Origin of the sequence: Streptomyces sp. 71268 (assembly GCF_029392895.1) — a bacterium.
Classification (GTDB): domain Bacteria; phylum Actinomycetota; class Actinomycetes; order Streptomycetales; family Streptomycetaceae; genus Streptomyces.
On sequence record NZ_CP114200.1, the window covers coordinates 8,132,288 to 8,156,540 of the forward strand.

A 24,253-nucleotide genomic window follows, 5' to 3' on the forward strand; every position below is an offset into this window, starting at 1 on the left:
GCCACGGGCCGCGCCGCTCGTCCGCGCCACCGGCGCCCCGGTCGGCCGCGGGCCCGGGTCCGGGGGCCGGGCGATCGGGCGCGAGGTGGCAGCGCGTACCGTACCGGGGGTGCCCACGCGCGCGCCCGCGCGCGGCGCGGCACCCGCCGCGCTGGCGGCACCGCCGCACCGGCGGGCCGAAAGGCCGGCCGCGCCCGTGAGCGTCCAGCGGGCGACCACCCCGCACCGCCTGACCGGGAGCACCACGATGACCGCGGCACCCCATGTGCTGATCCTCGGCGGCACCACCGAGGCCCGCCTCCTCGCGGCGGCGCTCGCCGCGGGCGACGGCGCCGGAGCGCGCCCGCCGCGCGTGACCAGCTCGCTCGCCGGCCGGGTCGCCGCGCCCCGGATGCCCGCCGGGCAGGTGCGTGTCGGCGGGTTCGGCGGGCCCGACGGGCTGGTCCGCTGGATGCGTGAGCAGCAGGTGGACGCGCTCATCGACGCCACTCATCCTTTCGCCGAGACGATCAGTTTCAACGCCGCCCGGGCGGCGGCCACCGCCCATGTTCCCCTGCTCGCCCTGCGCCGCCCCGGCTGGGTCCCGGGCCCCGGCGACCGCTGGCACCCGGTGGCCTCGCTGGAGGCGGCCGCCGGTGCGCTGGCCGGCCTCGGCGAGCGCGTCTTCCTCACCACCGGGCGGATGGGGCTGGCCGCCTTCGCGCACCTGGCCGAGCACTGGTTCCTGGTCCGCTCGGTGGACGCCCCGGACCCGCCGGCGCCGCCCCGGATGGAGGTCCTGCTCGCCCGTGGGCCCTTCGACCTCGCGGGCGAGGCGGAGCTGCTGCGGCGGCACCGGATCGACGTCCTGGTGACCAAGGACAGTGGCGGCCAGGCCACCGCCGCCAAGCTCACGGCCGCGCGCGAGGCCGGCCTCCCGGTGGTCGTGGTGCGCCGCCCGCCCGTGCCCGCCGGGGTGCCGGTGGTCAACGACGTACCGCAGGCGGCGCGCTGGCTGCGGGAGCGACTCGGCTGAGCCGACTCGACCGAACGCGGCGGCGGTCCGGGGCGCTCACCGCCGGATGACCGCGCCCCGGACCGCTCGCCAGCCGCCCGGCCACGGCGACGGGCCGGGCGCGCGGAACCGGCCGCGCGCCCCGGCCCGCTCAGCCCTGCGGGTAGTACCGGGGTGTCCAGACCACCTCGGTGCCGTCCCCCCGGCGCACCGTCCGCGTCTGGGACGAGCCGATCAGCAGAATGGTGCGCATGTCCACCTGCTCGGGGTCGAGGTCGGCCAGCCGTACGACGCGCACGCTCTCCTCCGGTCCGCCCACGTCGCGGCCGAGCACCACCGGCGTGTCCGGGGCGCGGTGTTCGAGCAGCAGCTCGCGGGCCTTGCCCACCTGCCAGACACGACTGCGCGAGCCGGGATTGTAGAGCGCGAGGACCAGGTCGGCCGCCGCCGCCGAGCGCAGCCGCTCCGCGATCACCTCCCACGGCTTGAGCCGGTCGGACAGCGAGATCACCGCGTAGTCGTGCCCGAGCGGCGCGCCCGCCCGGGCGGCAGCCGCGTGCGCGGCCGTCATCCCCGGCAGCACGCGCACCGGGACCTCGCGGTACGGGGCGACCGACGCGGCCTCGAGGACGGCCGTCGCCATCGCGAACACGCCGGGGTCGCCGGAGGAGACCACCGCCACCCGTCGCCCGCGCCGGGCGAGGTCGAGCGCGAACTCCGCGCGCACCGCCTCCACCTTGTTGTCCGACGCGTGCCGCCGCTGCCCCGGCCGCACCGGCACCCGGTCCAGATAGGTGGTGTAGCCGACCAGGTCGTCGGCCGCCGCCAGGGCGCCGCGCGCCTCCGGCGTCAGCCACATCGGCCCGGCGGGACCGAGTCCGACGACCACCACCTCGCCGCCCGCCACCGGCTCGTCGCTCATCGCGGCCTCGTCGCTGATCGCGGGCTCCGCCGCGCGCCGCGCCTCGCCGGCGGCCGGGGCCGGGCGCTGGGCGCCGATCCGGCTCGGGACCAGGGCCATCGAGAAGTACGGCACCGAGTCCGGGTCCACGTCCGCCAGCGCCTCGGTGCGTTCGGCGCCCATCGTGGCCCGCTCCACGTAACGCGCCTCCGCCAGCCGGCCGGAGCGCTCCAGGGCCCGTCGCACGGTGGGGAAGGTGCGTCCCAGCTTGAGTACGGCCGCGGAGTCCGTGGCGGCCAGACGGGCCGCCAACTCCTCCTCGGGCAGCGTGCCCGGCAGGATCGTCAGCACCTCCTCGGCCTCCACCAGCGGGCTGCCGGTCCGGGCCGCCGCGGCGCTCACCGAGGTGACGCCGGGGATGACCTCCGTCGGGTAGCGGTCCGCGAGCCGCTTGTGCATGTGCATGTACGAGCCGTAGAACAGCGGATCGCCCTCGGCGAGCACCGCCACCGTGCGGCCCGCGTCCAGGTGCGCCGCCAGCCGGGCCGCGGCCTCGGCGTAGAAGTCCTCCATGGCGCCCCGATAGCCGCCGGGGTGGTCGGTCGACTCGGTGGTGACCGGGTAGACCAGCCGCTCCTCGATGTGGTCGGGGCGCAGGTGCCGCTCGGCGATGGCGCGCGCGATGCTGCGGCCGTGCTGGGCGCTGTGGTACGCGACCACGTCGGCGCCGGTGATGACCTCGACGGCCCGCACCGTCATCAAGGACGGGTCGCCGGGGCCGAGCCCGACCCCATACAGCCTGCCCGTGCCGTGCTCCGGCGCGTCGGCCGCCCGCTCCTGCTGCTCGCTCACTCTTCCTCGCTCGCTATCGCGTTGATCGCGGCGGCGGCCATGGCGCTGCCGCCCCGCCGTCCGCGCACCACCAGGTGGTCGAGCGCCGCCGGGTGCCCGGCCAGCGCCTCCTTGGACTCGGCCGCTCCGATGAAGCCGACCGGCACGCCGATGACCGCCGCAGGCCGCGGCGCGCCCTCCTCGATCATCTCCAGCAGGCGGAACAGCGCCGTCGGCGCGTTGCCGACGGCCACCACCGCCCCCTCAAGCCGGTCGCGCCACAGCTCCAGGGCGGCGGCGCTGCGCGTGGTGCCCAACTGCCGTGCCAACTCCGGGACCGTGGGGTCGGCCAGCGTGCACAGCACCTCGTTGTCGGCCGGCAGCCGCTTGCGGGTGACGCCGCTGGCGACCATGTTCGCGTCACACAGGATGGGCGCGCCGGCGCGCAGCGCCGCCCGGGCGGCGGCCACCACGTTCGGCGTGTACGCGAGGTCCTTGACGAGGTCGACCATGCCGCAGGCGTGGATCATCCGCACCGCGACCTGGCTGACGTCGGGCGGCAGGGCGTCCAGCGCGGCCTCGGCGCGGATGGTGGCAAAGGAGGCGCGGTAGATGGCCGCGCCGTCCTTCTCGTAGTCGAACACAGTGTCCTCGATGTCCCTTGATGTTCCTGATGGCCTTCGATGTCCCTCGGGCTGTGCCCGGCCCCGGCGCGACCGGGGCGGCGGCGTCGGGTTACGGCACCCGCCGCGCCGCCGCCACCGCTGCCGCCAACTCCGCGAGCGACAGCGGCCCCAGGGGAGCCGCCGCCTCCGCCGGACCTGGCGCGTCCGGGCCGTACGGTGCGTTCGATGTGTCCGCGGGCTTCGTCTCCGCCGCGCCTGACATCGGCCCGTCGAGCCGTGGAGTGGGCGCCACCTGGCGGGCCGCCGTACGCTCCGTACCCTCGATCGAGATCCGGTAGCCGTCGGCGCTCGCCAGCACGTCCACCCAACGGCCCCGTGGGTGGCCGCAGCGGCGCTCGCAGCCCGACCAGTACACCGGCAACGTCCGCGCCGGCCGCCGCTCGGCGGGCGTCGGCCCGGTCGGCGACGGCGCGGTCGCGGCCAGCGCGCCGGCCGCGTCCGCGCGCACGTCGGCCAGCGACTTCGCACAGCCGGGCCGCCCCGTACAGGCTCCGACGCCGTACCAGGCGGACCCGGCGTCGGTGACGAGGCCGGCCTCGGCGAGCACGCCCAACCAGTGCCGGGCATCGGCCACGGCGAGCCCCGGGACCACCACGCCGCGCCAGGGTGTCACACGCGTCTCGCCCCGCCCCGCGCGGGCCGCGGCCACCAGCAGCCGCCACTGCGCGAGGGAGAGGCGGCCCAGCGGCGTGGCCACGCTCAGCGCGGCCCGCTCGCCGCCCGGCGCCGGGACCAGGCCGGGGGCCGGCGCCGCGTCGAGCCAGGTCGCCTCCGGCGTACCGCCGCCGGCGTGGCTGGCGGTCGCGTCCGCAGCGGGCACGGCCTCGGCCTCGATGCCCGCGCGCGCCAGCGCGGCGCGTAGCCGCGGCTCCGTGAGCGCGTGTCGCGCCGGCAGCTCCCACACCCGCCACGCCTTGGCGCCGCTGTCCCTTCCTGCCTCGACAAAGGCGAGCGCGGTCAACAGGGCGGCGCGCGGCGCCGCGTCGGCCCGTACGCGCAGCGTCGGAGCGGGGGTGGCACCCTCGTACGCGCCGACGGGGCCGGGGGGCTCCCTCGCCGGGCGGGGCGGCGGGCGAGGTGTCGGCGCGCGCGCCGGTCGGCCGCTGGGGCGCGGACGCCCCCGGCGTGCGACCGGTCGCGGGGTCGGTCCCCACCCGCAGCAGGGCCCATCCGCCCGGCTCTGCGATCAATGTCACATCGGCGCCGAGCGCGGCCACATCGCCCCGGCCGTCGTCGACGGCGAACAGGAACCGCCCCGAAAGCCCCGCCACGGCCGGCGTCCCGCACAACAGGCCGTCCAACTCCCGCACCCAGGCCGTCACGTCGGCCCGCCCCGCGCCGTCGAGCCCCGACAGGGGCGACAGGGCCACGTTGCGGACCCGCTCGTGCGTGTCCGACGGCAACAGGCCCGCCGACCGCAACCGCTCGGCAAGCTCGCCGCCGCACCCCGAGCCGAGCCCGCGCACCTGCACGTTGCCCCGCGAGGTCAGGTCGAGCGCGCCGTCGCCCAACGCCTCGGCCGCCAGCGCCAGTTCCTCCGCCTGGTCCGCCGTCAGCAACCCGCCGGGGAGCCGTACGCGCGCCAGGAAGCCGTCGTCGGCCCGGTGCAGCCGCAGCGCGCCGGGACAGGCGTCATCGCCCGTGCGGCTGCGCGGTTCCTCCCCAGTTGGGGCGGTTGTCGGGGTGAGAGGCATGGCGGCGAGCATACCGACGATCCCCTCGGCCGCACCGTCCCGCACCAGGTCAGCCCACCCGGCCCGAACGCCATCACCCGTGCCACCGCCTGCCCGCTGCCCGCGCCACCGCCCGCACCCACCCGGTGGCGCACACCCCCGCCCACCCCCGGCGCCGCACCGCCCCGAGCCCGGGCCCACGGCCCGCGCGCCGCCGCCCCGGCGTGCCCTCCGCGAACCCCATACCAGTCCCGTCCGCGCACCGCGACCCCGCGTCGCTATCAGCCACCTGACCGGGAACGGAGCCAGCGACGCGGCCCCTGGTCGGTCGTTACTATGCTCCCCGGCGGGCCCCCCGGTCCGCCGACGCCAGCGACGGCGCCAGGGGAGGAAGCCGGTGTGAGACCGGCGCGGTCCCGCCACTGTGAGTCCGGCAGCGATGCCGGACGAGCCAGGAACTCCTGCCGTCCTCCCACCCGCCCGGGGCGCGGACCCCGAGGAAGGCTGCTGCCGCATGATCCTTTTGCTGTCGACGTCCGACACCGACCTGCTCAGCGCTCGTGCGGCGCAGGGCCCGGTGCCCTACCGACTCGCCAACCCGGCCCGGCTCAGCCTGGATGACCTGCCCGCCCTCCTGGAGGGCGTCTCCCTCGTCGTGGTCCGCCTGCTCGGCGGCGTACGGGCCTGGCAGGAAGGGCTCGACCTGTTGCTCGCGGGCGAGCGCCCGGTCGTCGTCCTCACCGGCGAACAGGCCCCGGACGCGCAGTTGATGGAAGCGTCCACCGTCCCCGTCGGCATCGCCGCCGAGGCGCACGCCTACCTCGCGCACGGCGGGCCCGCCAACCTCGACCAGCTCGCCCGGTTCCTCTCCGACACCGTGCTGCTCACCGGCCACGGCTTCGAGCCACCGCACGCCGCGCCGACCTGGGGCCCGCTGGAGCGCACCGCGCGCGCCGACGCCAGCGGCCCCGTGGTCGCCGTGCTCTACTACCGCGCCCACCACATGAGCGGCAACACCGCCTTCGTGGACGCGCTGTGCACCGCCATCGAGAACGCCGGCGGGCGGCCCCTGCCGCTGTTCGTCGCCTCGCTGCGGGCCCCCGAACCGGAACTGATCGAGGCACTCGGCGCGGCCGACGCGGTGGTGACCACCGTGCTCGCCGCGGGCGGCACCAAGCCCGCCGAGGCGTCGGCCGGCGGCGACGACGAGTCCTGGGACGCCGGGGCGCTGGCCGCCCTCGACGTGCCCATCCTGCAGGCCCTGTGCCTGACCGGCACCCGCGCCGCCTGGGAGGAGAACGACGAGGGCCTGTCCCCGCTGGACTCCGCCACCCAGGTCGCGGTTCCCGAGTTCGACGGCCGCCTGATCACCGTGCCGTTCTCCTTCAAGGAGGTGGACGAGGACGGGCTGCCGGTGTACGCCGCCGACCCCGAGCGCGCCGCCCGCGTCGCCGGCATCGCCGTACGGCACGCCCGGCTGCGTCACGTACCGGCCGCCGACAAGCGCCTGGCCCTGGTGCTCTCCGCGTACCCGACCAAGCACTCGCGGATCGGCAACGCCGTGGGGCTCGACACCCCCGCCAGCGCCGTCGCCCTGCTGCGCAGGCTGCGCGCCGAGGGTTACGACCTCGGCCCCGAGGAGGGCGAGGAGGCGCTGCCCGGGCTCGCGTCCGGCAACGGCGACGAGTTGATCTACGCCCTGATCGAGGCCGGCGGCCACGACCAGGAGTGGCTCACCGAGGAGCAGTTGGCCCGCAACCCGGTGCGTATCCCCGCCGCCGACTACCGCCGCTGGTACGCCGAGCTGCCCAAGGAACTGCGGGACTCGGTGGAGGAGCACTGGGGCCCGCCGCCCGGCCGGATGTTCGTGGACACCAGCCGCGACCCGGAGGGCGAGATCGTGCTCGCCGCCCTGCGCCGCGGCAACCTGCTCGTCCTCATCCAGCCGCCGCGCGGCTTCGGCGAGAACCCCATCGCCATCTACCACGACCCCGACCTGCCGCCCTCGCACCACTACCTGGCTGCCTACCGCTGGATCGCCGCCCCCCGGGAGGACGGCGGCTTCGGCGCCGACGCCATGGTCCACCTGGGCAAGCACGGCAACCTGGAGTGGCTGCCGGGCAAGAACGCGGGCCTGTCCGCCGCCTGCGCCCCCGACGCCGCGCTCGGCGACCTGCCCCTGGTCTACCCCTTCCTCGTCAACGACCCGGGAGAGGGCACGCAGGCCAAGCGCCGGGTGCACGCGACGCTCGTGGACCACCTGGTGCCGCCGATGGCCCGCGCCGAGTCCTACGGCGACATCGCCCGCCTCGAGCAACTCCTGGACGAGTACGCGGCCATCTCCTCGATGGACCCGGCCAAGCTGCCCGCCATCCGCGCCCAGATCTGGACCCTGATCCAGGCCGCCAAGCTCGACCACGACCTCGGCCTGGCCGACCGGCCCGACGACGACGGGTTCGACGACTTCCTGCTGCACGTCGACGGCTGGCTCTGCGAGGTCAAGGACGTCCAGATCCGCGACGGGCTGCACGTGCTCGGCAGCGCCCCGGCCGCCGCCGACCGGGTCAACCTCGTCCTGGCCATCCTGCGCGCCCGCCAGATCTGGGGCGGCACCACGGCCCTGCCGGGGCTGCGCGAGGCGCTCGGGTACGACGAGTCGGCCAACAGCCGCATCGGCGCCGACGAGGCCGAGGAGCGGGCCAGGGCGCTGGTGCAGGCCATGGACGACGCCGACTGGGACATCGCCGCGACCGAGACGGTCTGCGCGACGCTGCCGGCCGACGCGCGCGAGGACGTCGCGGCCATCCTGGAGTTCGCCGCCCGCGAGGTGGTGCCCCGGCTCGCCCGCACCACCGACGAGATCGACCACGCCGTGCACGCGCTCGGCGGCGGCTTCGTGCCCGCCGGCCCCTCCGGGTCGCCGCTGCGCGGCCTGGTCAACGTGCTCCCCACCGGCCGCAACTTCTACTCCGTCGACCCCAAGGCGGTGCCGAGCCGCCTCGCCTGGGAGACCGGCCAGGCACTCGCCGACTCCCTCCTCGACCGCTACCGCACCGACAACGACGGCACCTGGCCGCAGTCCGTCGGCCTCTCGCTGTGGGGCACCAGCGCCATGCGCACCGCGGGCGACGACATCGCCGAGGCCCTGGCGCTACTCGGTGTCCGCCCCACCTGGGACGAGGCCTCGCGCCGCGTCACGGGCCTGGAACCCATCCCGCTCGACCAACTCGGCCGCCCGCGCATCGACGTGACGCTGCGCATCTCCGGCTTCTTCCGCGACGCGTTCCCGCACGTGGTGGGCCTGCTGGACGACGCCGTACGCCTGGTGGCCGGCCTTGACGAGCCCGCCGCCGACAACCACGTACGCGCCCACGCCCAGGCCGACCTCGCCGCGCACGGCGACGAACGCCGCGCCACCACGCGCATCTTCGGCTCCCGGCCCGGCACCTACGGGGCGGGCCTGCTCCAGCTCATCGACAGCCGCGACTGGCGCACCGACGCCGACCTCGCCGAGGTCTACACCGTCTGGGGCGGCTACGCCTACGGCCGCGGCCTCGACGGCCGCCCCGCGCGCGAGGAGATGGAGAGCGCGTACAAGCGCATCGCGGTCGCGGCGAAGAACACCGACACCCGCGAACACGACATCGCCGACTCCGACGACTACTTCCAGTACCACGGCGGCATGGTGGCCACCGTGCGCGCGCTCAAGGGCACCGCCCCCGCCGCGTACATCGGCGACAGCACCCGCCCGGAGACCGTGCGCACCCGCACCCTGCACGAGGAGACCTCCCGCGTCTTCCGCGCCCGCGTCGTCAACCCCCGCTGGATCGAGGCGATGCGCCGACACGGCTACAAGGGCGCCTTCGAACTCGCCGCCACCGTCGACTACCTCTTCGGCTACGACGCCACCACCGGCGTGGTCGCCGACTGGATGTACGACAAGCTCGCCCAGAGCTACCTGCTCGACCCGGAGAACCGCGCCTTCCTCGAAGAGGCCAACCCCTGGGCCCTGCACGGCATGGCGGAGCGGCTGCTCGAAGCCGAGAGCCGCGGCCTGTGGGCCGAACCCGACCAGGAGACGCTGGCCGCGGTGCGGGAGCTGTACCTGGAGACCGAGGGCAACCTCGAAGACGGCGCGGACGGTGGTGACGCCGATGCCTGAGCAGCCCGAACAGACTGAACGGCCCGCACAGGCCGAGCAACTCGCCGCCCTGGAGTCGGTGGCCTGGCTGTGCGTGCGCGACGGACGCCTGCTGGCCGTCCGCACCCACGGCAAGGACCGCTTCTACCTGCCCGGCGGCAAGCTCGAACCCGGCGAGAGCGGCCCGCGGGCGCTGGCCCGTGAACTCGGCGAGGAACTGGGCGTGCGGGCCGACGCGCGGGAGCTGACCGAGGCGTTCGTCATCGAGGACGAGGCACACGGACAGGGCGGCCGGCCGCTGCGCATGACCTGCTACACCGGCCCGGCCACCGGCGCCCTCCAACCCGACCGCGAGATCGCTGAACTGGACTGGTTCCGGGACCGCCCCGCCGACACGGAGCGCTGCGCCCCGGCGCTGCGACAGGTCCTGACACGGCTGACCACGGACGGCGTCCTGGCGCGCTGACGGCGACCGTTCGCGCGGATCACACGCCCCCGGCAGGCGGGCGGCCCGGCCGGGCCGCCCGCCTGTCCCGTCGCGTCCCGCCACGCGCTCCACGGTCTGCTTGCCGGCGGTCGTCGCACGCGGTGCGCACGGCGACCGCCGGCGGGACGTGGGGGAGCGCTGGCCAGGTGTGCGGGCGCCGGCCGCACGGGTAGGAGGCGGGGATGCCGAATGCCGAGCCCGCCTCCCTCAGCCCCCTTCACCGTCTGCTCGCCGAGCGTGCCTGCGAGCGTCTGATCGCCGCGTTCGTCCGCGAACTCGACCTCGGCGATCCGGCCGCCGTGGCCGACCTCTTCACGGCCGACGGGGTCTGGGAGTGGCCCGACGGCGACCGCAGGATCGAGGGCCGGGACGCGCTGCGGGCCTACTTCGGCGCCCGCCCCGCCGACCGGCTCTCGCGTCGCGTGAGCACGAACGTCCTGGTCACCCTCGTGTCCCCGACGACGGCGAGCGCGACCAGCTACTTCACGACGTACCGCGTCGACGGTCACGGCGGCGGCATGGTGCCCGCGCGCGCTCCGGTGCAGGTAGGGCACTACGAGGACAGCTTCCGACAGGTGGGCGGCCGGTGGTTGCTGGCCACCCGCACCGTCTTCCTGGCCTTCGCCGGGCCGACCGAGCGCCTGGCACCAGCCGACCACCCGGCACCGCCCGGGCGCGCGGTGCCGCCCGCACGGCCGTAGCGAGGCGGTGCCCGGCGGTGCCACGGCAATGCGGTGGCGCGCTTGGCCGTCGCGCTAGCGTCCCCGGCATGTTCTTCTTCCAGCAGCTCTACGGCTGACACGACGACGGGCCCAGCGCCCGTTCCCGCCACGCCCAGCGGCGTACGGGGCGCGACCGGTCGAACCGTCGCGCCACCCCCTGGGCGTCGGCTCGTCGTACCCACCTCCCGTAGCACTGCCAAGGAGCACACCCATGTCACGCCAGCGTGCCCACATCGCCATGGTCGGCATTCCCGCCGTCAGCCACGTCCTGCCCAGCCTGGAGATCATCCGGGAACTCGTCGCCCGCGGGCACCGGGTCACCTACGCCAACGACCCGGCCGTCGCCGACCTGATCGCCCCCACCGGCGCCGAACTGGTCGCGTACCGCTCGACGCTGCCGGTGGCCGAGAACGACTGGCCGGCCGACCCCGTCGCCGCCATGGGCCTCTTCCTCGACGACGCCATGCGGACGCTGCCGCGACTGCGCGCCGTCTACGACGCGGACCCGGCGGACCTCTACCTGTACGACATCGGCGGCTACGCGGCCCGCGCGCTGGCGGAGCGGCAGGGCCGGCCCACCGTGCAGCTGTCCCCCAGCCACGTCGCCTGGGACACCTTCGAGGAGGAGGTCGGCGCCCAGCTCAGGGCGCTTCCGGGGGCGGACGCCTACTTCGCGCGGTTCGCCGCCTGGCTGGCGGAGTGCGGCGCCACCACGACCGACGCCGAGGAGTTCGGCGGGCGCCCGGCCCGCGCGGTGGCCATGATCCCGCGGGCCATGCAGCCGCACGCCGACACCGTGGACCCGCGGATCGTGAGCTTCGTCGGGCCGTGCCTGGGTGACCGGGCCGACCAGGGCTCCTGGACGCGCCCGGCCGACGCCGAGCGGGTGCTGCTGATCTCGCTCGGCTCGGCCTACACCCGGCAGCCCGACTTCTACCGCCGGTGCCTGGCGGCCTTCGGCGACCTGCCCGGCTGGCACGTCGTGCTTCAGGTCGGGAAGTACACGGACCCCGCCGAGCTGGGGCGGATCCCGGCCAATGTCGAGGTGCACGCGTGGGTGCCGCAGGTGGCCGTGTTGCGGCAGGCCGACGCGTTCGTGACGCACGCCGGGATGGGCGGTTGTGGGGAGGGGCTCGACAGCGGCGTTCCGATGATCGCCGTCCCGCAGGGGGCCGACCAGTTCGCCAACGCCGACCGGCTCGTCGAACTGGGCGTGGCCCGGCGCATCGACACCGAGGACGCCACGCCGGAAGCGCTCCGCGCGGCCCTGCTCCAGCTCACCAGTGACGCCGAGGTCGCCCGCCGCCTCGCCGAGCTGCGGGCCCAGGCCAAGGCGGAGGGCGGCACCGCTCGGGCGGCCGACCTGATCGAGGCGGAGCTCCCGCCGCGCTGAGTCGCACCGCCGGCGCGGGCCACCGCACGTGGGCGGCCCGCGCCGTGCCCGCCCGAGCCGCACCCGTCCGGAGGGCGGCCCAGGCGGGGTTCCCGGGCCGCCCTGAGGCGGGCGGCCCCGGGCCGGGCCTCAGCCTCGCGGCGTCGCGCCGGCCCAGCGCGTGGGGGGCCAGGCGGGCCGGTTGACGAGGTCCGCCCACTCCTGGTCGTACGCGCCCGGCACGGTCCGGCCCGCGCCGAGCCAGCGCTCCGCCAGCTCCGCGTAGATCGGCATGCCCGGCGCGTGGGGCGGGGCGGCGGCTGCGGGGCGGGCCGCGCCTGGGGGCCTGGCGCGGCCACCGGGGGGCGGGGCGGTGGCCGGGGGCCGGCTGGCCGGGGGTGCGGCCGGGCCCGGTGGGGCGGCCGGGGAGGCGAGGGGCGGGCCGCCGGGGAAGCCGGGCGGCGCACTGGCGCGTGGGCCGGTTGGCGGGTCGACCCGTACCGGCTGGGTGATCAGCGCCGGTGGTGGCGCCGGCCGCGCCGCTCGCACGGGCGTGGCCAGTCCTGGCGCGAGCTGCTGGTGAACCGTTTCCGCACCCGTTGTACACGCGGGCTTCGCCTCGGTGGGAGGGCGGAGCGGTCGTCGGCGGTGGTATGAAGTGGCACGCCGCATCGTTGTCACGCCGAACCAACGCCCACGCCCGCTCGCCGGTCACGTTCCGGGTGGGTGCCTCACCCGCATCGGCGGGTACTCGAACGGGGTAGCGGCGGGTCGTTCGACGCCCCTCGCGCACCCGTCCGCCCGGGCTTCGCGCGGACGCCGCGACGCGCGCAGGAGTGGACTAGACCTCTGGAGCGCTACGGGGTACAAATAAGACGCGCGGGAGATCACTGTTCGCGCTTCACAGCGCCCACCGGGAGGCACCTACATGTCGGCGACGACTGCCGCTCAGCACCACGATCGACCGGGCCAGATCATGGCCGGTGAGATGGCCGAGCAGCCCGAGGTACTGCGTCGCATCCTGGAGGAGGGCGCCCCTCGCATCCGGGAGGTGGCCGAGGCCATCGCGGCCCGCCAGCCCCGGTTCGTCCTGCTGACCGCTCGCGGAACCTCGGACAACGCGGCGCTCTACACCAAGTACCTCCTCGAGGTGCGCCTCGGTCTGCCGTGTGGCCTCACGTCGATGTCCACGACCACGGCGTACGGCGCCAAGCCGGACCTGCGGGACGTGCTGGTGATCACCGTCAGCCAGTCGGGTGGCTCCCCGGACCTGGTGGCCTCCACCCGCGCCGCGCGCGAGGCGGGCGCGATCACGCTGGCCGTGACGAACAACGCCGACTCGCCGCTGGCCGAGGTCTCCGAGTACCACATCGACGTGCTGGCGGGCGAGGAGAAGGCGCTCCCCGCGACGAAGACCTACACCGCCGAACTGCTGGCCCTCTACCTCTTCGTGGAGGGGCTCGACGGAGGCGACGGCGCCGCGGCCAAGGTGCTGCCCGACCTCGCGCGGCAGATCCTGGACCGGCAGGAGGAGGTACGCACCCTGGCGGGGCGCTACCGCTTCGCCGAGCGTATGGTCCTCACCTCCCGTGGCTACGGCTACCCGACCGCCAAGGAGGCCGCGCTGAAGCTGATGGAGACCAGCTACATCCCGGCCCTGTCGTACTCCGGCGCCGACCTGCTGCACGGCCCGCTGGCCATGGTGGACAACGTGTCGCCGGTCATCGCCATCGTCACCGACGGGCGTGGCGGTGAGGCCCTGCAGCCGGTCCTGGAGCGACTCCGGGGCCGCGGCGCCGACCTGGTCGTGATCGGTACGCAGGCGGAGGTGGACAAGGCGTCGGCCGGGTTCGCGCTGCCCACCGATGGCGTGGTCGAGGAGGTCCAGCCCATCCTGGAGATCCTGCCGCTGCAGATGCTGGCGTACGAGGTGACCATCGCCCGGGGCCAGGACCCGGACGCGCCGCGTGCCCTGGCCAAGGTCACCGAGACCCACTGAGCCGTGCCACACCGCGGTGGTGCGCCGACGGGGCCTGCGACCGGGCCCGTCGGCCACCGCCGCGCCCGCACCACCCCACCCTCGCTGTTGAAAGGCTTCCCATGTCGCTCGTGATGTCCCCGCTGGCCGGGCGTGCCATCGGCCTCGCCGCTGTTCCCGATCCGGTGTTCTCCGGGGCGATGGTCGGCCCGGGCACCGCCATCGACCCCGTCCGCGAGGAGGGCGTGGCCGTCGCCCCGGTCAGCGGCGTCATCGTGTCGCTGCACCCGCACGCGTTCGTCGTCGTCGACGACGAGGGCCACGGGGTCCTCACGCACCTGGGCATCGACACCGTGCAGCTCGCCGGCGAGGGCTTCGAGCTGCTGGTGAACAAGGGCGACACGGTGGCCACCGGTGACCCGGTGGTGCGCTGGAACCCGGCCGAGGTCGAGCGCGCGGGCAAGTCCCCGGTGTGCCCCGTGGTGGCGCTCGAGGCCACCGCTGACGCGCTCAGCGAGGTCGTGGAGGAGGGGGAGGTCGCCCCCGAGGGCGTGCTCTTCCGCTGGCAGTAGTAGGTCGTGAGCGGGTGGCCGTGGGGGCCACCCGCTCCGTACGGCGGGGCGGGGCGACCGCCCCGCGTCGGCGTGTTCGCGGGACGTGCGCGGGCGCGGATGCGTTGGGTTTCATCGGGTGGAACGGGAGATGGGTGTCATGGAGACGGTGCTGCGTGGCGTCGGCGTAAGCGACGGGGTAGCGGTGGGCGAGGTGCGCCACATGGGCACCGCCGTGCTGGAACCGCCGGTGCGTACGGTCGCCGCCGACGAGGTGGAGCGCGAGCAGGCGCGCGCTCGGCAGGCCGTGGAGTGGGTGGCCGCCGACCTGGTGGCGCGCGGCAACCTGGCGGGCGGTGAGGCCCAGGCCGTGCTCGAGGCGCAGGCGCTGATGGCGCGCGACCCGGAGCTGGCCACCGACGTGGAGCGCCGGATCGCCGAGGGCAGCACGGCCGAGCGCGCCGTCTACGACGCGTTCGCCGCCTACCGGGTGCTGCTCCTGGGGGCCGGCGACTACCTGGCCGGCCGGGTCGCGGACCTGGACGACGTACGCAACCGCCTGGTGGCCCGCCTCCTCGGCGTGCCGATGCCGGGCGTGCCGGACAGCGACCACCCGTACGTGCTGGTCGCGCGGGACCTGGCGCCGGCCGACACGGCGCTGCTCGACCCGGCGCTCGTGCTGGGCTTCGTCACCCAGGAGGGTGGCCCCACCAGCCACAGCGCGATCCTCGCGCGGGCGCTCGGGGTGCCCGCCGTGGTCGCGGTGCCCGGGGCCGGCGAACTTGTGGAGGGCACCACGGTGGCGCTCGACGGCGCCGACGGCCAGGTCGTGATCGAGCCGGGCGAGGAGCTGCGGGCCGAACTCGTGGCGCGGGCCGAGCAGCGCCGCGCCGCGGTGGCCTCGGTCAGCGGCCCCGGCGCCACCAGCGACGGGCACGCGGTGCCGCTGCTGGCCAACATCGGCGGGGTCGGCGACGTGGCCGCGGCCGTGCAGGCCGGCGCGGAGGGCGTGGGTCTGTTCCGGACCGAGTTCCTGTTCCTGGACGACCACAAGCAGGCCCCGTCGGTCGAGGTGCAGCAGGAGGCGTACCGGCAGGTCCTCGAGGCGTTCCCCGAGGGGCGCGTGGTGGTGCGGGTGCTGGACGCCGGCGCCGACAAGCCGCTGGACTTCCTCACCCCCGCCGAGGAGCCGAACCCGGCGCTCGGCGTGCGCGGCCTGCGTACCCTGCTCGACCACCCCGAGGTGCTGGCGGGCCAGCTCACGGCGCTGACGCGGGCCGCCGAAGGGCTGTCGGTGCGGCTTGAGGTGATGGCGCCGATGGTGGCCGACCGGGCCGACGCGGCCCAGTTCGCCGCGGCCTGCCAGGCCGCCGGGCTGCCGGCCAAGGTGGGCGCGATGGTGGAGATCCCCTCCGCCGCGCTGCGCGCTGGCGCGCTGCTGCGCGAGGTGGACTTCCTGTCGCTGGGCACCAACGACCTGGCCCAGTACACCTTCGCGGCCGACCGGCAGACCGGTTCGCTGGCGCGGCTCCAGGACCCCTGGCAGCCCGCGCTGCTCGACCTGGTGCACGCGGCGGCGCAGGCGGCGCAGACGCGGGGCAAGAGCTGCGGGGTGTGTGGCGAGGCCGCCGCCGACCCGCTGCTGGCCTGCGTCCTGACCGGCCTGGGCGTCACCAGCCTGTCGATGAGCCCCACCGCCATCCCGCGGGTGCGCGCCACGCTGGCGCAGTACACGCTGGCGGCCTGCCAGGAGGCGGCCCGCGCCGCCCTGGCCGCCGACACGCCGCAGGAGGCGCGCGAGGCCGTCAAGGGCGTCCTCGGCGTGGCCTGACCCCGCCCGCTCACCCGCCGCGCGCCGGCCGGACCGCGTCTCGCGGCTCCGGCCGGCGCGCGGCCGTCTCCGCGCCCGGTCAGGGCGTGGCGCCGCCCGCCTGACCGGACCGGGGCAGGGCGCCGTCCAGGATGTGGCTGAGGCCGTCCTCGTAGCGGTACTCGGCCTCCCAGTGGTGTGAACGACCCACCAGGCGGGCCAGGTTGGGGAAGTCGGCCGGGTCCCGGCTGGCCATGGCCACGTCGATGTAGTGCGGCGCCGGCTCGCCCGCCTGCCCCGTGGCCACGTCCACCGCGCCCGGCCGGGGCGCGGCGGAGACGACCTGGCCGGCCGTGAAGTACCAGATGGTCTGGTGCGTCCGGTAGGCGTGCTGGTCGTCGAGGCCGAGTGCCACGAGCGCGGCCATGATCTCCTCGGTCATCCAGACGGCCGACACCCCCACCAGTTCGCCGCGCGCGACGATCGGCACCACCCACGGGTTGTCCATGAACGCCCGGTACATCAGCGTGCACGCCGCCAGCAGGCGCTCCCGTGGCTCCTCGGGCAGCTCGGGCCGGGGCAGGCTGCGCGCGACGTGCTCAAGGACGAGCACGAGCAACTCGTCCTTGTCCCGTACGTGGTGGTAGACGGCCATCGGCGTGCTGCGCAGCGCGCTGGCCAGCCGCCGCATCGTCAGGTGCTCGGCGCCATCGCTGAGGATGATCTCGTGGGCCGCCTCGACGATCTGTTCGCGCGAGAGCCGCGGTGGCCGCCCCCGTCTCGGTCTGGTGGTCGTGTTCCCGGTCAGCGCTCCGCCCTCACCGTCTCGCCCCGTCTCTCCTCGCCCGCGCCGCGCCCGTCCGTCAGAGCTGCCGCGGAGGCCTGAGGGTGCGTTTATCGTACGCGTACGTTAATTCGCGTCGGGCCTTGTCGCGGGCCGGCGCGCCGACCGTGGCGTGCCCGGCGGCGAGCCACGCTGTCCTTCGGGCGTCGTCCACCACCCTCGCCATCCTCACCACCGCACTGAGGGGCGGCATGCGCGACGGCGGGCCGGCACGGCCACACGGCGGGTGCCGGGACGCGCGCCCGCCACCGGGGGGCGAACGGAGCGCCGCGGGCGTGGCCGGTGGCGCCTTCGGCATGCGGATCGGCGGCGTACTGGCCGGGTGCCTCAACAGGCGCTGGGTGTCGCTCGTCCACCTGTCTTCCTCTCCCGCTTCGGTTCCCGTTACCCGCGACGGGTCCTCGTCAGGCCGCCGCCCGCCTCCAGGCAGCGCCGCGCAGCAGTCGGAGGCCGTTCAGCCCCACGAGCACGGTGGAGCCCTCGTGGCCGGCGACGCCGAGTGGCAGCGGCAGGTGCCCGATCAGGTCCCAGGCCACCAGGGTGCCGATGCACACCGACGCGATGACCAGGTTCTGCCGGACCACCCGGCGGGCCCGGCGGGAGAGGGCCACCACGGCGGGCACGGTGCCCAGTTCGTCGCGTACGACCACGGCGTCCGCCGTCTCCAGGGCCAGGTCGGAGCCGGCCCGGCCCATGGCGATGCCGCTGTGCGCCGCGGCGAGCGCCGGGGCGTCGTTGACCCCGTCCCCGACGACGAGCACCTTGCGCCCGGCCTCCTGCCAGGCCCGTACGGCCGCGACCTTGTCCTGCGGCAGGAGGTCGGCCCGTACGTCACCGATCCCGGTCTGGGCGCCGAGCCGGGCCGCGGCACGTCCGTTGTCGCCGGTGAGCAACGCGGGCTCGGCGCCGGTGAGTTCGCGCAGCGCGGCGACGGCGTCGGCCGCGCCCGCGCGCGTACGGTCCTCGACGGCCAGCACCGCCACGGGCCGGCCGGCGACCAGGACGACCACGGCGGTGCGGCCCGCGCCCTCCTCCTCGTCCACCACCCGCCACGCCTCGGCCACCTCCGGCGCGGCCTCGGTCACCGCCGGCGCGTCCTCGGTCACCGCCGCGGCGCGGGCGCGCTCGCCCAGCGTCGCGGCCGGGCTGCCGACCCGTACCTCCCGGCCCGCCACCACCGCGCGCACCCCGCTGCCGGGCGCGGAGGCGAACTCGCGGGCGGGCTCCAGGGTCAGGCCGCGCTCGCGCGCCGCGTCCACCACGGCCCGCGCCAGCGGATGTTCGCTCGGCTGCTCGGCGGCCGCGGCCAGCGCCAGGGCCGTGTCGCGCGCGGCCGCGACGGAGGTGTCGGCCGCGCCACCGCCCGGCGCCTCCCGCCCGAGCACCCGCACGGCCGCCACGCGGGGCGCGCCCTCGGTCAGGGTGCCGGTCTTGTCCAGGGCCACCTGGTCCACCTCGCCCAGCCGCTCCATCACCACCGCGGACTTCACCAGCACGCCGTGCCGGCCCGCGTTGGCGATCGCCGACAGCAGCGGCGGCATGGTGGCCAGGACCACCGCGCACGGCGAGGCCACGATCATGAACGTCATGGCGCGCAGCAGCGTCTCGGTGAACTCCGCGCCGAGCGCCAGCGGGACGGCGAACAGCGCCAGGGTGGCCACGACGACGCCGACCGAGTAGCGCTGCTCGACCTTCTCGATGAACAACTGGGTCGGCGCCTTGGTCTCGCTGGCCTCCTCGACCATGGCCACGATCCGGGCGATGACGAAGTCCCCGGGGTCGCGGTCAACGCGTACGCGCAGCGCGCCCGTGCCGTTCAGCGTGCCCGCGAACGCCTCGTCGCCAGGGCGTTTGGCCACCGGTAGCGGTTCGCCGGTGATGGTGGCCTGGTCCACGTCGCTGGCGCCCTCGACCACCGTGCCGTCGGCCGGCAGCCGTTCGCCCGGGCGCACCACCACCGTGTCACCGACCCGCAACTCGGCGACCCCCACGCGCTGTTCGGTGCCGTCGGCGGTCAGTCGCAGGGCGGTGGCCGGAGCCAGGTCGAGCAGGCCGCGCACCGAATCGGCCGTGCGCCGGGTGGCCAGCGCCTCCAGGGCGCCGGAGGTGGCGAAGATGACGATCAGCAGCCCGCCGTCCAGGAACTGGCCGATGCTCGCCGCGCCCAGCGCGGCGACCACCATCAGCAGGTCGACGTCGAGGGTCCTGGCGCGCAGCGCCACCAGGCCCGCGTGGCCCGGCTCCCAGCCGCCCGCCGCGTAGCACACCGCGTAGAGCGGGCCCCACGTCCAGGCGGGGGCGCCGGCCAGGTCCAGGGGGAAGGCCAGCGCGAAGGCGAGCGCGGCGAGCGCGGCCCAGCGCACCTCGGGCAGCGCGGTCAGGCGGGTCGGGCGCGGTGGTGGCGGGCCACCCGGGGCGGCGGGGGAGGGGAGGCGGTGCTCGTCGACGAGCTGAGCTGCCATGGCGGCGTACCTCTTCGCGGGCCGGGAAACGGACGGGGTCCCCCCACCATAGCCGAACACATGAAGAGATCTTCAAGTGTTTGCGTAGGGTCGCGACTACGATGACCCGTATGGGACACGGAGCTAACGGAGCAAGGGGTGAGACCACCCCGGTGGAACTGCTCGACGCGGATTCCGCCGCCACCATCGCCGCCACGCTCCAGGCCCTGGCGACGCCGTCGCGGCTGATGATCCTCACCCGGCTGCGGCAGGGGCCCTGCCCGGTGACCGAACTGGCCGAAGCCGTCGGCATGGAGCAGTCCGCCGTCTCCCACCAACTGCGCCTGCTGCGCGCCCTCGGCCTGGTCACCGGCTCCCGGCAGGGCCGACGCATCGTCTACAGCCTCTACGACCACCACGTCGCCCAGCTCCTGGACGAGGCGGTCTACCACATCGAGCACCTGCGCCTCGGCGCCCGCGACCTGCCCTGACCCGCCGCGCGCCCGGTCTTGGCGCCCCTCCGCAGGCCCGCCTCGGGTCGCGAGCCCGGACACGCAGCCCAGTCGCCCGTGGTGCTCCCCGGTCACCGGACGCCGTCAGCGACGGGAGGCGTCGGCGGCCCGCCCGTACGTCAGCCGCCGCAACGCCGCCTCGGCCGGCCCGCGCCGCCCCGCCCGCTCCAGCCCGTACGCCACCACCGCGCTCAGCAGCCACACGCCGACGGCGAAGGCCGCCATCCCGGCGCTGCCGAGCCCGGCGCCCAGGCCAAGGCCCCAGGCGGCGAGCAGCGGCGCGAAGACCAGCGAGTGCCCGAGGTAGCAGGACAGGGACCGCTTGCCGACGGCGCGCACCGCGCGCATCACCCGCCCGTGCCGAGGGCGGCGCGCGAGGCGGTCGGCCAGCAGGCCGAACAGCGCCACGTACCCGAGGCCGCCGGCGAGCCCGGTGCCGTCGAGGACCAGGCGCAGCGCGCCCTCCTCGGACACCGCCTCGCCCGGCACGTCGAGCGCGCCGACGTGGGCGAGGGCCGAGGGCAGCGAGCCCGCCAGGCTGATCGTCAGGCCCACGGCGGCCGTCCAACCCAGCAGCGCGCGGTGCCGGTGCGGCTCTTCGAGCACCCGCCGTCGCGCCGCCCAGAACCCGAGCAGCACGGCCGCGTGCGAGGCGAAGGACAGCACCGGGCCGAGCGAGGTGATGAACGACCAGGTGAGCAGCCGCGTGCCGGCCGCGGCGAGCACGCTCTCCTCGCCCGAGGCGTACGCGTCGGACGACGGGTCGCCGCCCGTGCTGCCCAGGGCGCCGAGGTCGCCGCTGGCCACGGCCACAAGCCCGGGCGTCATCAGCGCGATCGACAGCCCGGCGGCTACCCCCGCCGCGATCAGCACCGTGCGGTCGCTCCGGCGCAGGAACAGCCCGCCGATCAACAGGCACACCACGCCGTAGAAGCCGATGATGTCGCCGCCGAGCAGCAGCGCGGCGTGCGCGAAGCCGAACGCCACCAACCACAGGCCCCGGCGGCGCAGCAGCCCGGCCGCGGCGCGCTCGCTGGAGCCGGCCGCGCGCTGGCGCAGCAGGAGTTGGGTCATCCCGTAGCCGAAGAGGAACGCGAAGAGCGGGTTGACCCGCAGGTCCACCACCGTGATGAGCAGGAACTGCGTGACCCGGTCGAGCACGGACCCCTCGTCGGGGTGCCAGCCGGACGGGCCGTGCCGCGCGTCCCAGAGGTGGAAGACCGTGTTGGACAACACGATCATGAGCAGCATCGTGCCGCGCGCGAGGTCGGGGGCCAGGCTGCGCTCGGCGTCGCGTACGCCGCCGCGTGCGGGCCGCCGGGAGGTGCCGTGCGCGGCGGACGCCGGGGGCGGCGCGGTGGGTGCGGTGGTGTCCGGCGGGGTTGCCGCGGCCACGTCGGCCGGCCGGAGCGCGCTGGTGTCATCCATGATCCGCACGCTAGGAACGGGGCCGTGGGTGGGGCATCGGCCATCGGTCGCGCGGCCGGTGACTTAAGTAGCCGGCCGGCGCCGGTCCTGTCGCCGAACGGAGCGGTGGCGGGCGGGGAGTTGGGCCGTGGCGGCGGTGTCGCTGTCACCGCCCCGCCGCCACCACCCACTGCGCGGCGGCGCGCCGGCGCCCCGGCGCGTCAGGGGAGCCGGGCCTCGACGCGGGCGAGTTGGGCGGCGAGGGCCTCCTCGAACGCGGCGCGGCGGTCCGCCCCGAGGGGGCGGATGTCGCGGGCGAAGTGGGCCAGGGCGGGGAAGCGTTCGGGGTCGGCGCCGAGCACCGCGACGCGGAACTGCTCCAAGCCCTGTTCGTACTCCTTGGCGCCGATGGTGCTCATGCCGGCTTCGGAGGCGATGAGCGCGGCGACGACGACCACGATGTGGTGGTACCGCACCGGCACCTCCTCGTCGGGCAGGCCGGACGCGCGCAGGGCCTGGAGCAGTGCCTCCATGACCCGCCGGGAGCCGGTGCCGCCGGACCCGTACCGTCCCCAGACCACGGCGAGTTGGGGCTGCTCGCCGAAGGTCTCACGCAGGCGCAGGGCCACCGCGGTGACGCGCTGCCGCCAGTCGCCCTCCGGGTGGTAGCCGTCCATCGCGCTCAGCAGGATGCGGTCGGCCGCCGCGCGGAGCAGTTCGGTCTTGTTGCGGAAGTGCCGGTAGAGGCTGGAGGAGTCGGTCCCGAGCACGGCGGCGAGCTTGCGCACGCTGAACGACTCGGCGTCGCTCGTACGCAACAGCTCCACCGCCGTGTCCAGGATCTCCTCGGTCGACCATCGCCTGCGGCCCGTCATCTCGCCCCTCTCGTCAGCGCACAGCCTATTCTATGCACTTGCTGTTGCACGCAGTGCGTGCATAATCGAGTGCGACATGCGTACCAGCCACCACGGCACCCGGCACCTGGCCGGGAAGGGGAGAGGGACACATGAACGAGACCACCGACGCGATACGGCCGCCGGAGCCGGACTTCTCGGCCATCACACCGGAGGAACTGCTCGTCTACCGCGCCGCGGAGAACCGCTTCCGGGCCTCCGTCGCGGCACGCGCGATCATCGGGGAGCCGCACGCCGGCGCCGCGATCGACTGGCAGGAGATCGCGCTGCCCGACCGCACCCTGCCGGTACGGGTCTACCGACCGGCCCCGACGGGCGGTGACGAAGCCGGGACCCGTACCGAGCTGCCGCTCGTGGTCCACGTCCACGGAGGCGGCTTCGTGGGCACGGCGACACAGTGCGACTGGACCAACAGTCACCTCGCCGCGCGGCTGCCCGCCCTCGTCGTCTCGGTCGAGCACCGCCTCCTGGCCCCCGACAGCCCGCTGTCCAGCGCCGTCGACGACGGCTGGGACGCGCTCTGGCACGTGGTGCGCCACGCCGGGCGGTGGGGCGTCGACCCGGCGCGGGTGGCCGTCTTCGGCGAGAGCTGCGGCGCGCTGATCAGCGCGCTGACGGCCATCCGGGCGCGGGAGGCCGGCCTTCGGCTCAGGGCGCAGGTGCTGGTCAACCCGGCGGTCGACGTGACCGAGGCGATGTTCGACCACCCCTCGATCACCCGGTACGCGTACCAGCCGTCCCGGGCCCTTCCGCTCCTGCGGTACGTGCGGCGACTCGCCACCCCGCCGGGAGCCGACGCCCGCGCCCTCTCACCGCTGCACGCGGACGACCTGAGCGGGCTCGCCCCGGCGCTCGTGGTGGTGCCCACCCAGGACGCGCTCGCCGACCACGGCCGCCGCTATGCCGAACGACTGAGCCAGGCGGGGAATCCCGTGCGGCTGACCGAGTACCCGGAAGCCAAGCACGCCTTTCTCACCCTGCCCGGGGTGGAACCGCAGGCCGAGGCCGCCCAGGCGGAGATCCTCGCGTTCCTCCGTACGGCCCTGGCGAAATGACGGGAGGAACGGTGTCCACCATGGAGGAGCACGCGGTGCGCGGCGTCGGCGTCATCGGAGTGGGCGAGATCGGCCGGGCCGTCGTCGAGGGCCTGCGCCACGGGGGCGGCGCGTCGCCGGAGGTCCACCTCTCTCCCCGGGGGGCCCGCACCGCCGCCGACCTGGCCGGGCGTTTCGAGGGCGTGCGGGTGTGCGCCTCCAACCAGGAGGTGGTCGACCGCTCCGAAGTGGTGATCATCGCCGTACGCCGCCAGGACCACCACGAGGCACTGGCCGGGCTGACGATCGAGGACGACAAGACCGTGGTCAGCCTGATGGCCGGGGTCGCCATCGACGACCTGCGCCGAACCCTGGCCACCGACGCCCCGATCGTCCGCGCCATCCCGCTGCCCGCCGCGCGCGAGTGCCGCTCCGTTACCGTGACCTACCCCGCGCATCCGGTGGTGGACTCCCTCTTCGAGCGGTTGGGCGGGGCGCTCCCGGTCGCGGACGAGGACGCGTTCAACGTCTGCTCCGCGCTGACCGGGACCCTCACCGCCCACTACGCCTACCTCGCCACGCTCACCTCGTGGGCCACCGACCACGGCATCGCCCGGGAAGCCGCCGACCGGTACGTGCGCGGCCTGTTCCGCGACGTCGGCCGCTCGCTGGGCGACGAGACCCGTTCGCTGTCCCAACTCGCCACCGACCACGAGACACCCGGAGGAAACAACGAGCGCGTCCGCACCACCTGGTTCGACCCGGCCAACGCGGCGGCCCTGACGCGGGCCCTGGACGGGCTCCTCGCCGACCTCGGCTGACCCGCCCAACGCACCGGTCCAACCACCGGCCACGCTCCCGTCGCGGTGCCCCGCCCCTCCCGGCGGGGCACCGCCCGCCGTGCGCCAACTCTTCCGCCGCCCCCGCCGGCGCTTGACCCTGTCGCAGCGACAAC

Annotated in this window: 18 protein-coding genes, 1 pseudogene and 1 riboswitch; of the genes and pseudogenes, 11 read left to right on the forward strand and 8 right to left on the reverse strand. The window is 75.6% G+C overall.

The features are described from left to right. The first annotated feature begins 247 nt into the window (after positions 1-247). On the forward strand, positions 248-1,015 hold the full coding sequence (locus OYE22_RS32335; RefSeq protein ID WP_277324424.1) for a cobalt-precorrin-6A reductase: 768 nt from the start codon (positions 248-250) through the stop codon (positions 1,013-1,015). Positions 1,016-1,145: 130 nt separating this feature from the next. On the opposite strand, the gene OYE22_RS32340 is transcribed toward OYE22_RS32335, so the two are convergent. The 3 genes and pseudogenes from OYE22_RS32340 to OYE22_RS32350 all read right to left on the reverse strand — a co-directional run bounded on the left by OYE22_RS32340 (position 1,146) and on the right by OYE22_RS32350 (position 5,106). Next, the gene (locus tag OYE22_RS32340; RefSeq protein ID WP_277323755.1) at positions 1,146-2,747 is read right to left on the reverse strand and encodes a precorrin-2 C(20)-methyltransferase; all 1,602 of its coding nucleotides are present in this window, start codon (positions 2,745-2,747) and stop codon (positions 1,146-1,148) included. Further along, positions 2,744-3,370: a precorrin-8X methylmutase gene (locus OYE22_RS32345; RefSeq protein ID WP_277323756.1), complete on the reverse strand. Its 627-nt coding sequence runs from the start codon at positions 3,368-3,370 to the stop codon at positions 2,744-2,746. Before OYE22_RS32345 ends, OYE22_RS32340 begins: the two co-directional genes overlap by 4 nt. Positions 3,371-3,461: 91 nt before the next feature. After that, positions 3,462-5,106, reverse strand: a pseudogene (locus OYE22_RS32350) (nitrite reductase). Positions 5,107-5,472: 366 nt separating this feature from the next. Further along, a riboswitch (cobalamin riboswitch) is annotated at positions 5,473-5,546 on the forward strand. A 53-nt stretch (positions 5,547-5,599) separates the two neighbouring features. Between OYE22_RS32350 and cobN the strand changes: the two are divergent. The 4 genes from cobN to OYE22_RS32370 all read left to right on the forward strand — a co-directional run bounded on the left by cobN (position 5,600) and on the right by OYE22_RS32370 (position 11,828). Then, entirely contained in the window at positions 5,600-9,247 is a 3,648-nt protein-coding gene (cobN, locus tag OYE22_RS32355; RefSeq protein ID WP_277323757.1) for a cobaltochelatase subunit CobN, read from the forward strand. Next, positions 9,240-9,692, forward strand: coding sequence for an NUDIX domain-containing protein (locus OYE22_RS32360; protein ID WP_277323758.1), 453 nt, complete (start codon positions 9,240-9,242; stop codon positions 9,690-9,692). The genes cobN and OYE22_RS32360 overlap by 8 nt, the downstream gene beginning before the upstream one ends. A gap of 203 nt (positions 9,693-9,895) precedes the next feature. Further along, positions 9,896-10,414, forward strand: coding sequence for a nuclear transport factor 2 family protein (locus tag OYE22_RS32365; protein WP_277323759.1), 519 nt, complete (start codon positions 9,896-9,898; stop codon positions 10,412-10,414). 232 nt (positions 10,415-10,646) lie between these two features. Then, positions 10,647-11,828: a macrolide family glycosyltransferase gene (locus OYE22_RS32370; protein ID WP_277323760.1), complete on the forward strand. Its 1,182-nt coding sequence runs from the start codon at positions 10,647-10,649 to the stop codon at positions 11,826-11,828. Between the two features lie 129 nt (positions 11,829-11,957). Here OYE22_RS32370 and OYE22_RS32375 read toward each other — a convergent pair whose 3' ends face one another. Continuing rightward, the gene (locus tag OYE22_RS32375) at positions 11,958-12,101 is read right to left on the reverse strand and encodes a hypothetical protein (protein WP_277323761.1); all 144 of its coding nucleotides are present in this window, start codon (positions 12,099-12,101) and stop codon (positions 11,958-11,960) included. A 634-nt stretch (positions 12,102-12,735) separates the two neighbouring features. On the opposite strand from OYE22_RS32375, the gene OYE22_RS32380 reads away from it, so the two are divergent. From OYE22_RS32380 to ptsP, 3 genes are all read left to right on the forward strand, one after another. Next, a complete protein-coding gene (locus OYE22_RS32380) occupies positions 12,736-13,806 on the forward strand; it encodes an SIS domain-containing protein (protein WP_187061249.1) in 1,071 nt (356 codons plus the stop codon). Positions 13,807-13,907: 101 nt separating this feature from the next. Further along, the gene (locus tag OYE22_RS32385) at positions 13,908-14,357 is read left to right on the forward strand and encodes a PTS glucose transporter subunit IIA (protein ID WP_277323762.1); all 450 of its coding nucleotides are present in this window, start codon (positions 13,908-13,910) and stop codon (positions 14,355-14,357) included. Positions 14,358-14,496: 139 nt separating this feature from the next. Then, positions 14,497-16,167, forward strand: a complete 1,671-nt coding sequence (ptsP, locus tag OYE22_RS32390) for a phosphoenolpyruvate--protein phosphotransferase (RefSeq protein WP_277324425.1) — start codon at positions 14,497-14,499, stop codon at positions 16,165-16,167. 79 nt (positions 16,168-16,246) lie between these two features. Here the strand turns inward: ptsP and OYE22_RS32395 are convergent, their stop codons facing one another. Together OYE22_RS32395 and OYE22_RS32400 are read right to left on the reverse strand one after the other, a co-directional pair. Beyond that, positions 16,247-17,044 carry a TetR/AcrR family transcriptional regulator gene (locus tag OYE22_RS32395; protein WP_348652286.1) on the reverse strand — a complete coding sequence of 266 codons (798 nt, stop codon included), beginning with the start codon at positions 17,042-17,044 and terminating at the stop codon, positions 16,247-16,249. Between the two features lie 350 nt (positions 17,045-17,394). Beyond that, positions 17,395-19,452, reverse strand: a complete 2,058-nt coding sequence (locus OYE22_RS32400; RefSeq protein ID WP_277323763.1) for a heavy metal translocating P-type ATPase — start codon at positions 19,450-19,452, stop codon at positions 17,395-17,397. Between the two features lie 110 nt (positions 19,453-19,562). On the opposite strand from OYE22_RS32400, the gene OYE22_RS32405 reads away from it, so the two are divergent. Further along, positions 19,563-19,922, forward strand: a complete 360-nt coding sequence (locus OYE22_RS32405; protein ID WP_176160141.1) for a metalloregulator ArsR/SmtB family transcription factor — start codon at positions 19,563-19,565, stop codon at positions 19,920-19,922. 105 nt (positions 19,923-20,027) lie between these two features. Here OYE22_RS32405 and OYE22_RS32410 read toward each other — a convergent pair whose 3' ends face one another. Beyond that, positions 20,028-21,371: a DUF418 domain-containing protein gene (locus OYE22_RS32410; protein ID WP_277323764.1), complete on the reverse strand. Its 1,344-nt coding sequence runs from the start codon at positions 21,369-21,371 to the stop codon at positions 20,028-20,030. 200 nt (positions 21,372-21,571) lie between these two features. After that, a complete protein-coding gene (locus OYE22_RS32415; RefSeq protein WP_277323765.1) occupies positions 21,572-22,225 on the reverse strand; it encodes a TetR/AcrR family transcriptional regulator in 654 nt (217 codons plus the stop codon). A 131-nt stretch (positions 22,226-22,356) separates the two neighbouring features. On the opposite strand from OYE22_RS32415, the gene OYE22_RS32420 reads away from it, so the two are divergent. Beyond that, complete coding sequence (locus tag OYE22_RS32420) at positions 22,357-23,319, forward strand: alpha/beta hydrolase (protein ID WP_277323766.1); 963 nt, start codon at positions 22,357-22,359, stop codon at positions 23,317-23,319. A gap of 20 nt (positions 23,320-23,339) precedes the next feature. Further along, entirely contained in the window at positions 23,340-24,119 is a 780-nt protein-coding gene (locus tag OYE22_RS32425) for an NAD(P)-binding domain-containing protein (RefSeq protein WP_277324427.1), read from the forward strand. The last annotated feature ends 134 nt before the right edge of the window (positions 24,120-24,253 follow it).

What these genes read in the sequence shown, in the direction of transcription:
- OYE22_RS32335 (WP_277324424.1), top strand. Translation starts at nt 248, where the DNA reads ATGACCGCGGCACCCCATGTGCTGATCCTCGGCGGCACCACCGAGGCC.
- cobN (WP_277323757.1), top strand. Translation starts at nt 5,600, where the DNA reads ATGATCCTTTTGCTGTCGACGTCCGACACCGACCTGCTCAGCGCTCGT.
- OYE22_RS32360 (WP_277323758.1), top strand. Translation starts at nt 9,240, where the DNA reads ATGCCTGAGCAGCCCGAACAGACTGAACGGCCCGCACAGGCCGAGCAA.
- OYE22_RS32365 (WP_277323759.1), top strand. Translation starts at nt 9,896, where the DNA reads ATGCCGAATGCCGAGCCCGCCTCCCTCAGCCCCCTTCACCGTCTGCTC.
- OYE22_RS32370 (WP_277323760.1), top strand. Translation starts at nt 10,647, where the DNA reads ATGTCACGCCAGCGTGCCCACATCGCCATGGTCGGCATTCCCGCCGTC.
- OYE22_RS32375 (WP_277323761.1), bottom strand. Translation starts at nt 12,101, where the DNA reads ATGCCGATCTACGCGGAGCTGGCGGAGCGCTGGCTCGGCGCGGGCCGG.
- OYE22_RS32380 (WP_187061249.1), top strand. Translation starts at nt 12,736, where the DNA reads ATGTCGGCGACGACTGCCGCTCAGCACCACGATCGACCGGGCCAGATC.
- OYE22_RS32385 (WP_277323762.1), top strand. Translation starts at nt 13,908, where the DNA reads ATGTCGCTCGTGATGTCCCCGCTGGCCGGGCGTGCCATCGGCCTCGCC.
- ptsP (WP_277324425.1), top strand. Translation starts at nt 14,497, where the DNA reads ATGGAGACGGTGCTGCGTGGCGTCGGCGTAAGCGACGGGGTAGCGGTG.
- OYE22_RS32400 (WP_277323763.1), bottom strand. Translation starts at nt 19,452, where the DNA reads ATGGCAGCTCAGCTCGTCGACGAGCACCGCCTCCCCTCCCCCGCCGCC.
- OYE22_RS32405 (WP_176160141.1), top strand. Translation starts at nt 19,563, where the DNA reads ATGGGACACGGAGCTAACGGAGCAAGGGGTGAGACCACCCCGGTGGAA.
- OYE22_RS32410 (WP_277323764.1), bottom strand. Translation starts at nt 21,371, where the DNA reads ATGGATGACACCAGCGCGCTCCGGCCGGCCGACGTGGCCGCGGCAACC.
- OYE22_RS32415 (WP_277323765.1), bottom strand. Translation starts at nt 22,225, where the DNA reads ATGACGGGCCGCAGGCGATGGTCGACCGAGGAGATCCTGGACACGGCG.
- OYE22_RS32420 (WP_277323766.1), top strand. Translation starts at nt 22,357, where the DNA reads ATGAACGAGACCACCGACGCGATACGGCCGCCGGAGCCGGACTTCTCG.
- OYE22_RS32425 (WP_277324427.1), top strand. Translation starts at nt 23,340, where the DNA reads ATGGAGGAGCACGCGGTGCGCGGCGTCGGCGTCATCGGAGTGGGCGAG.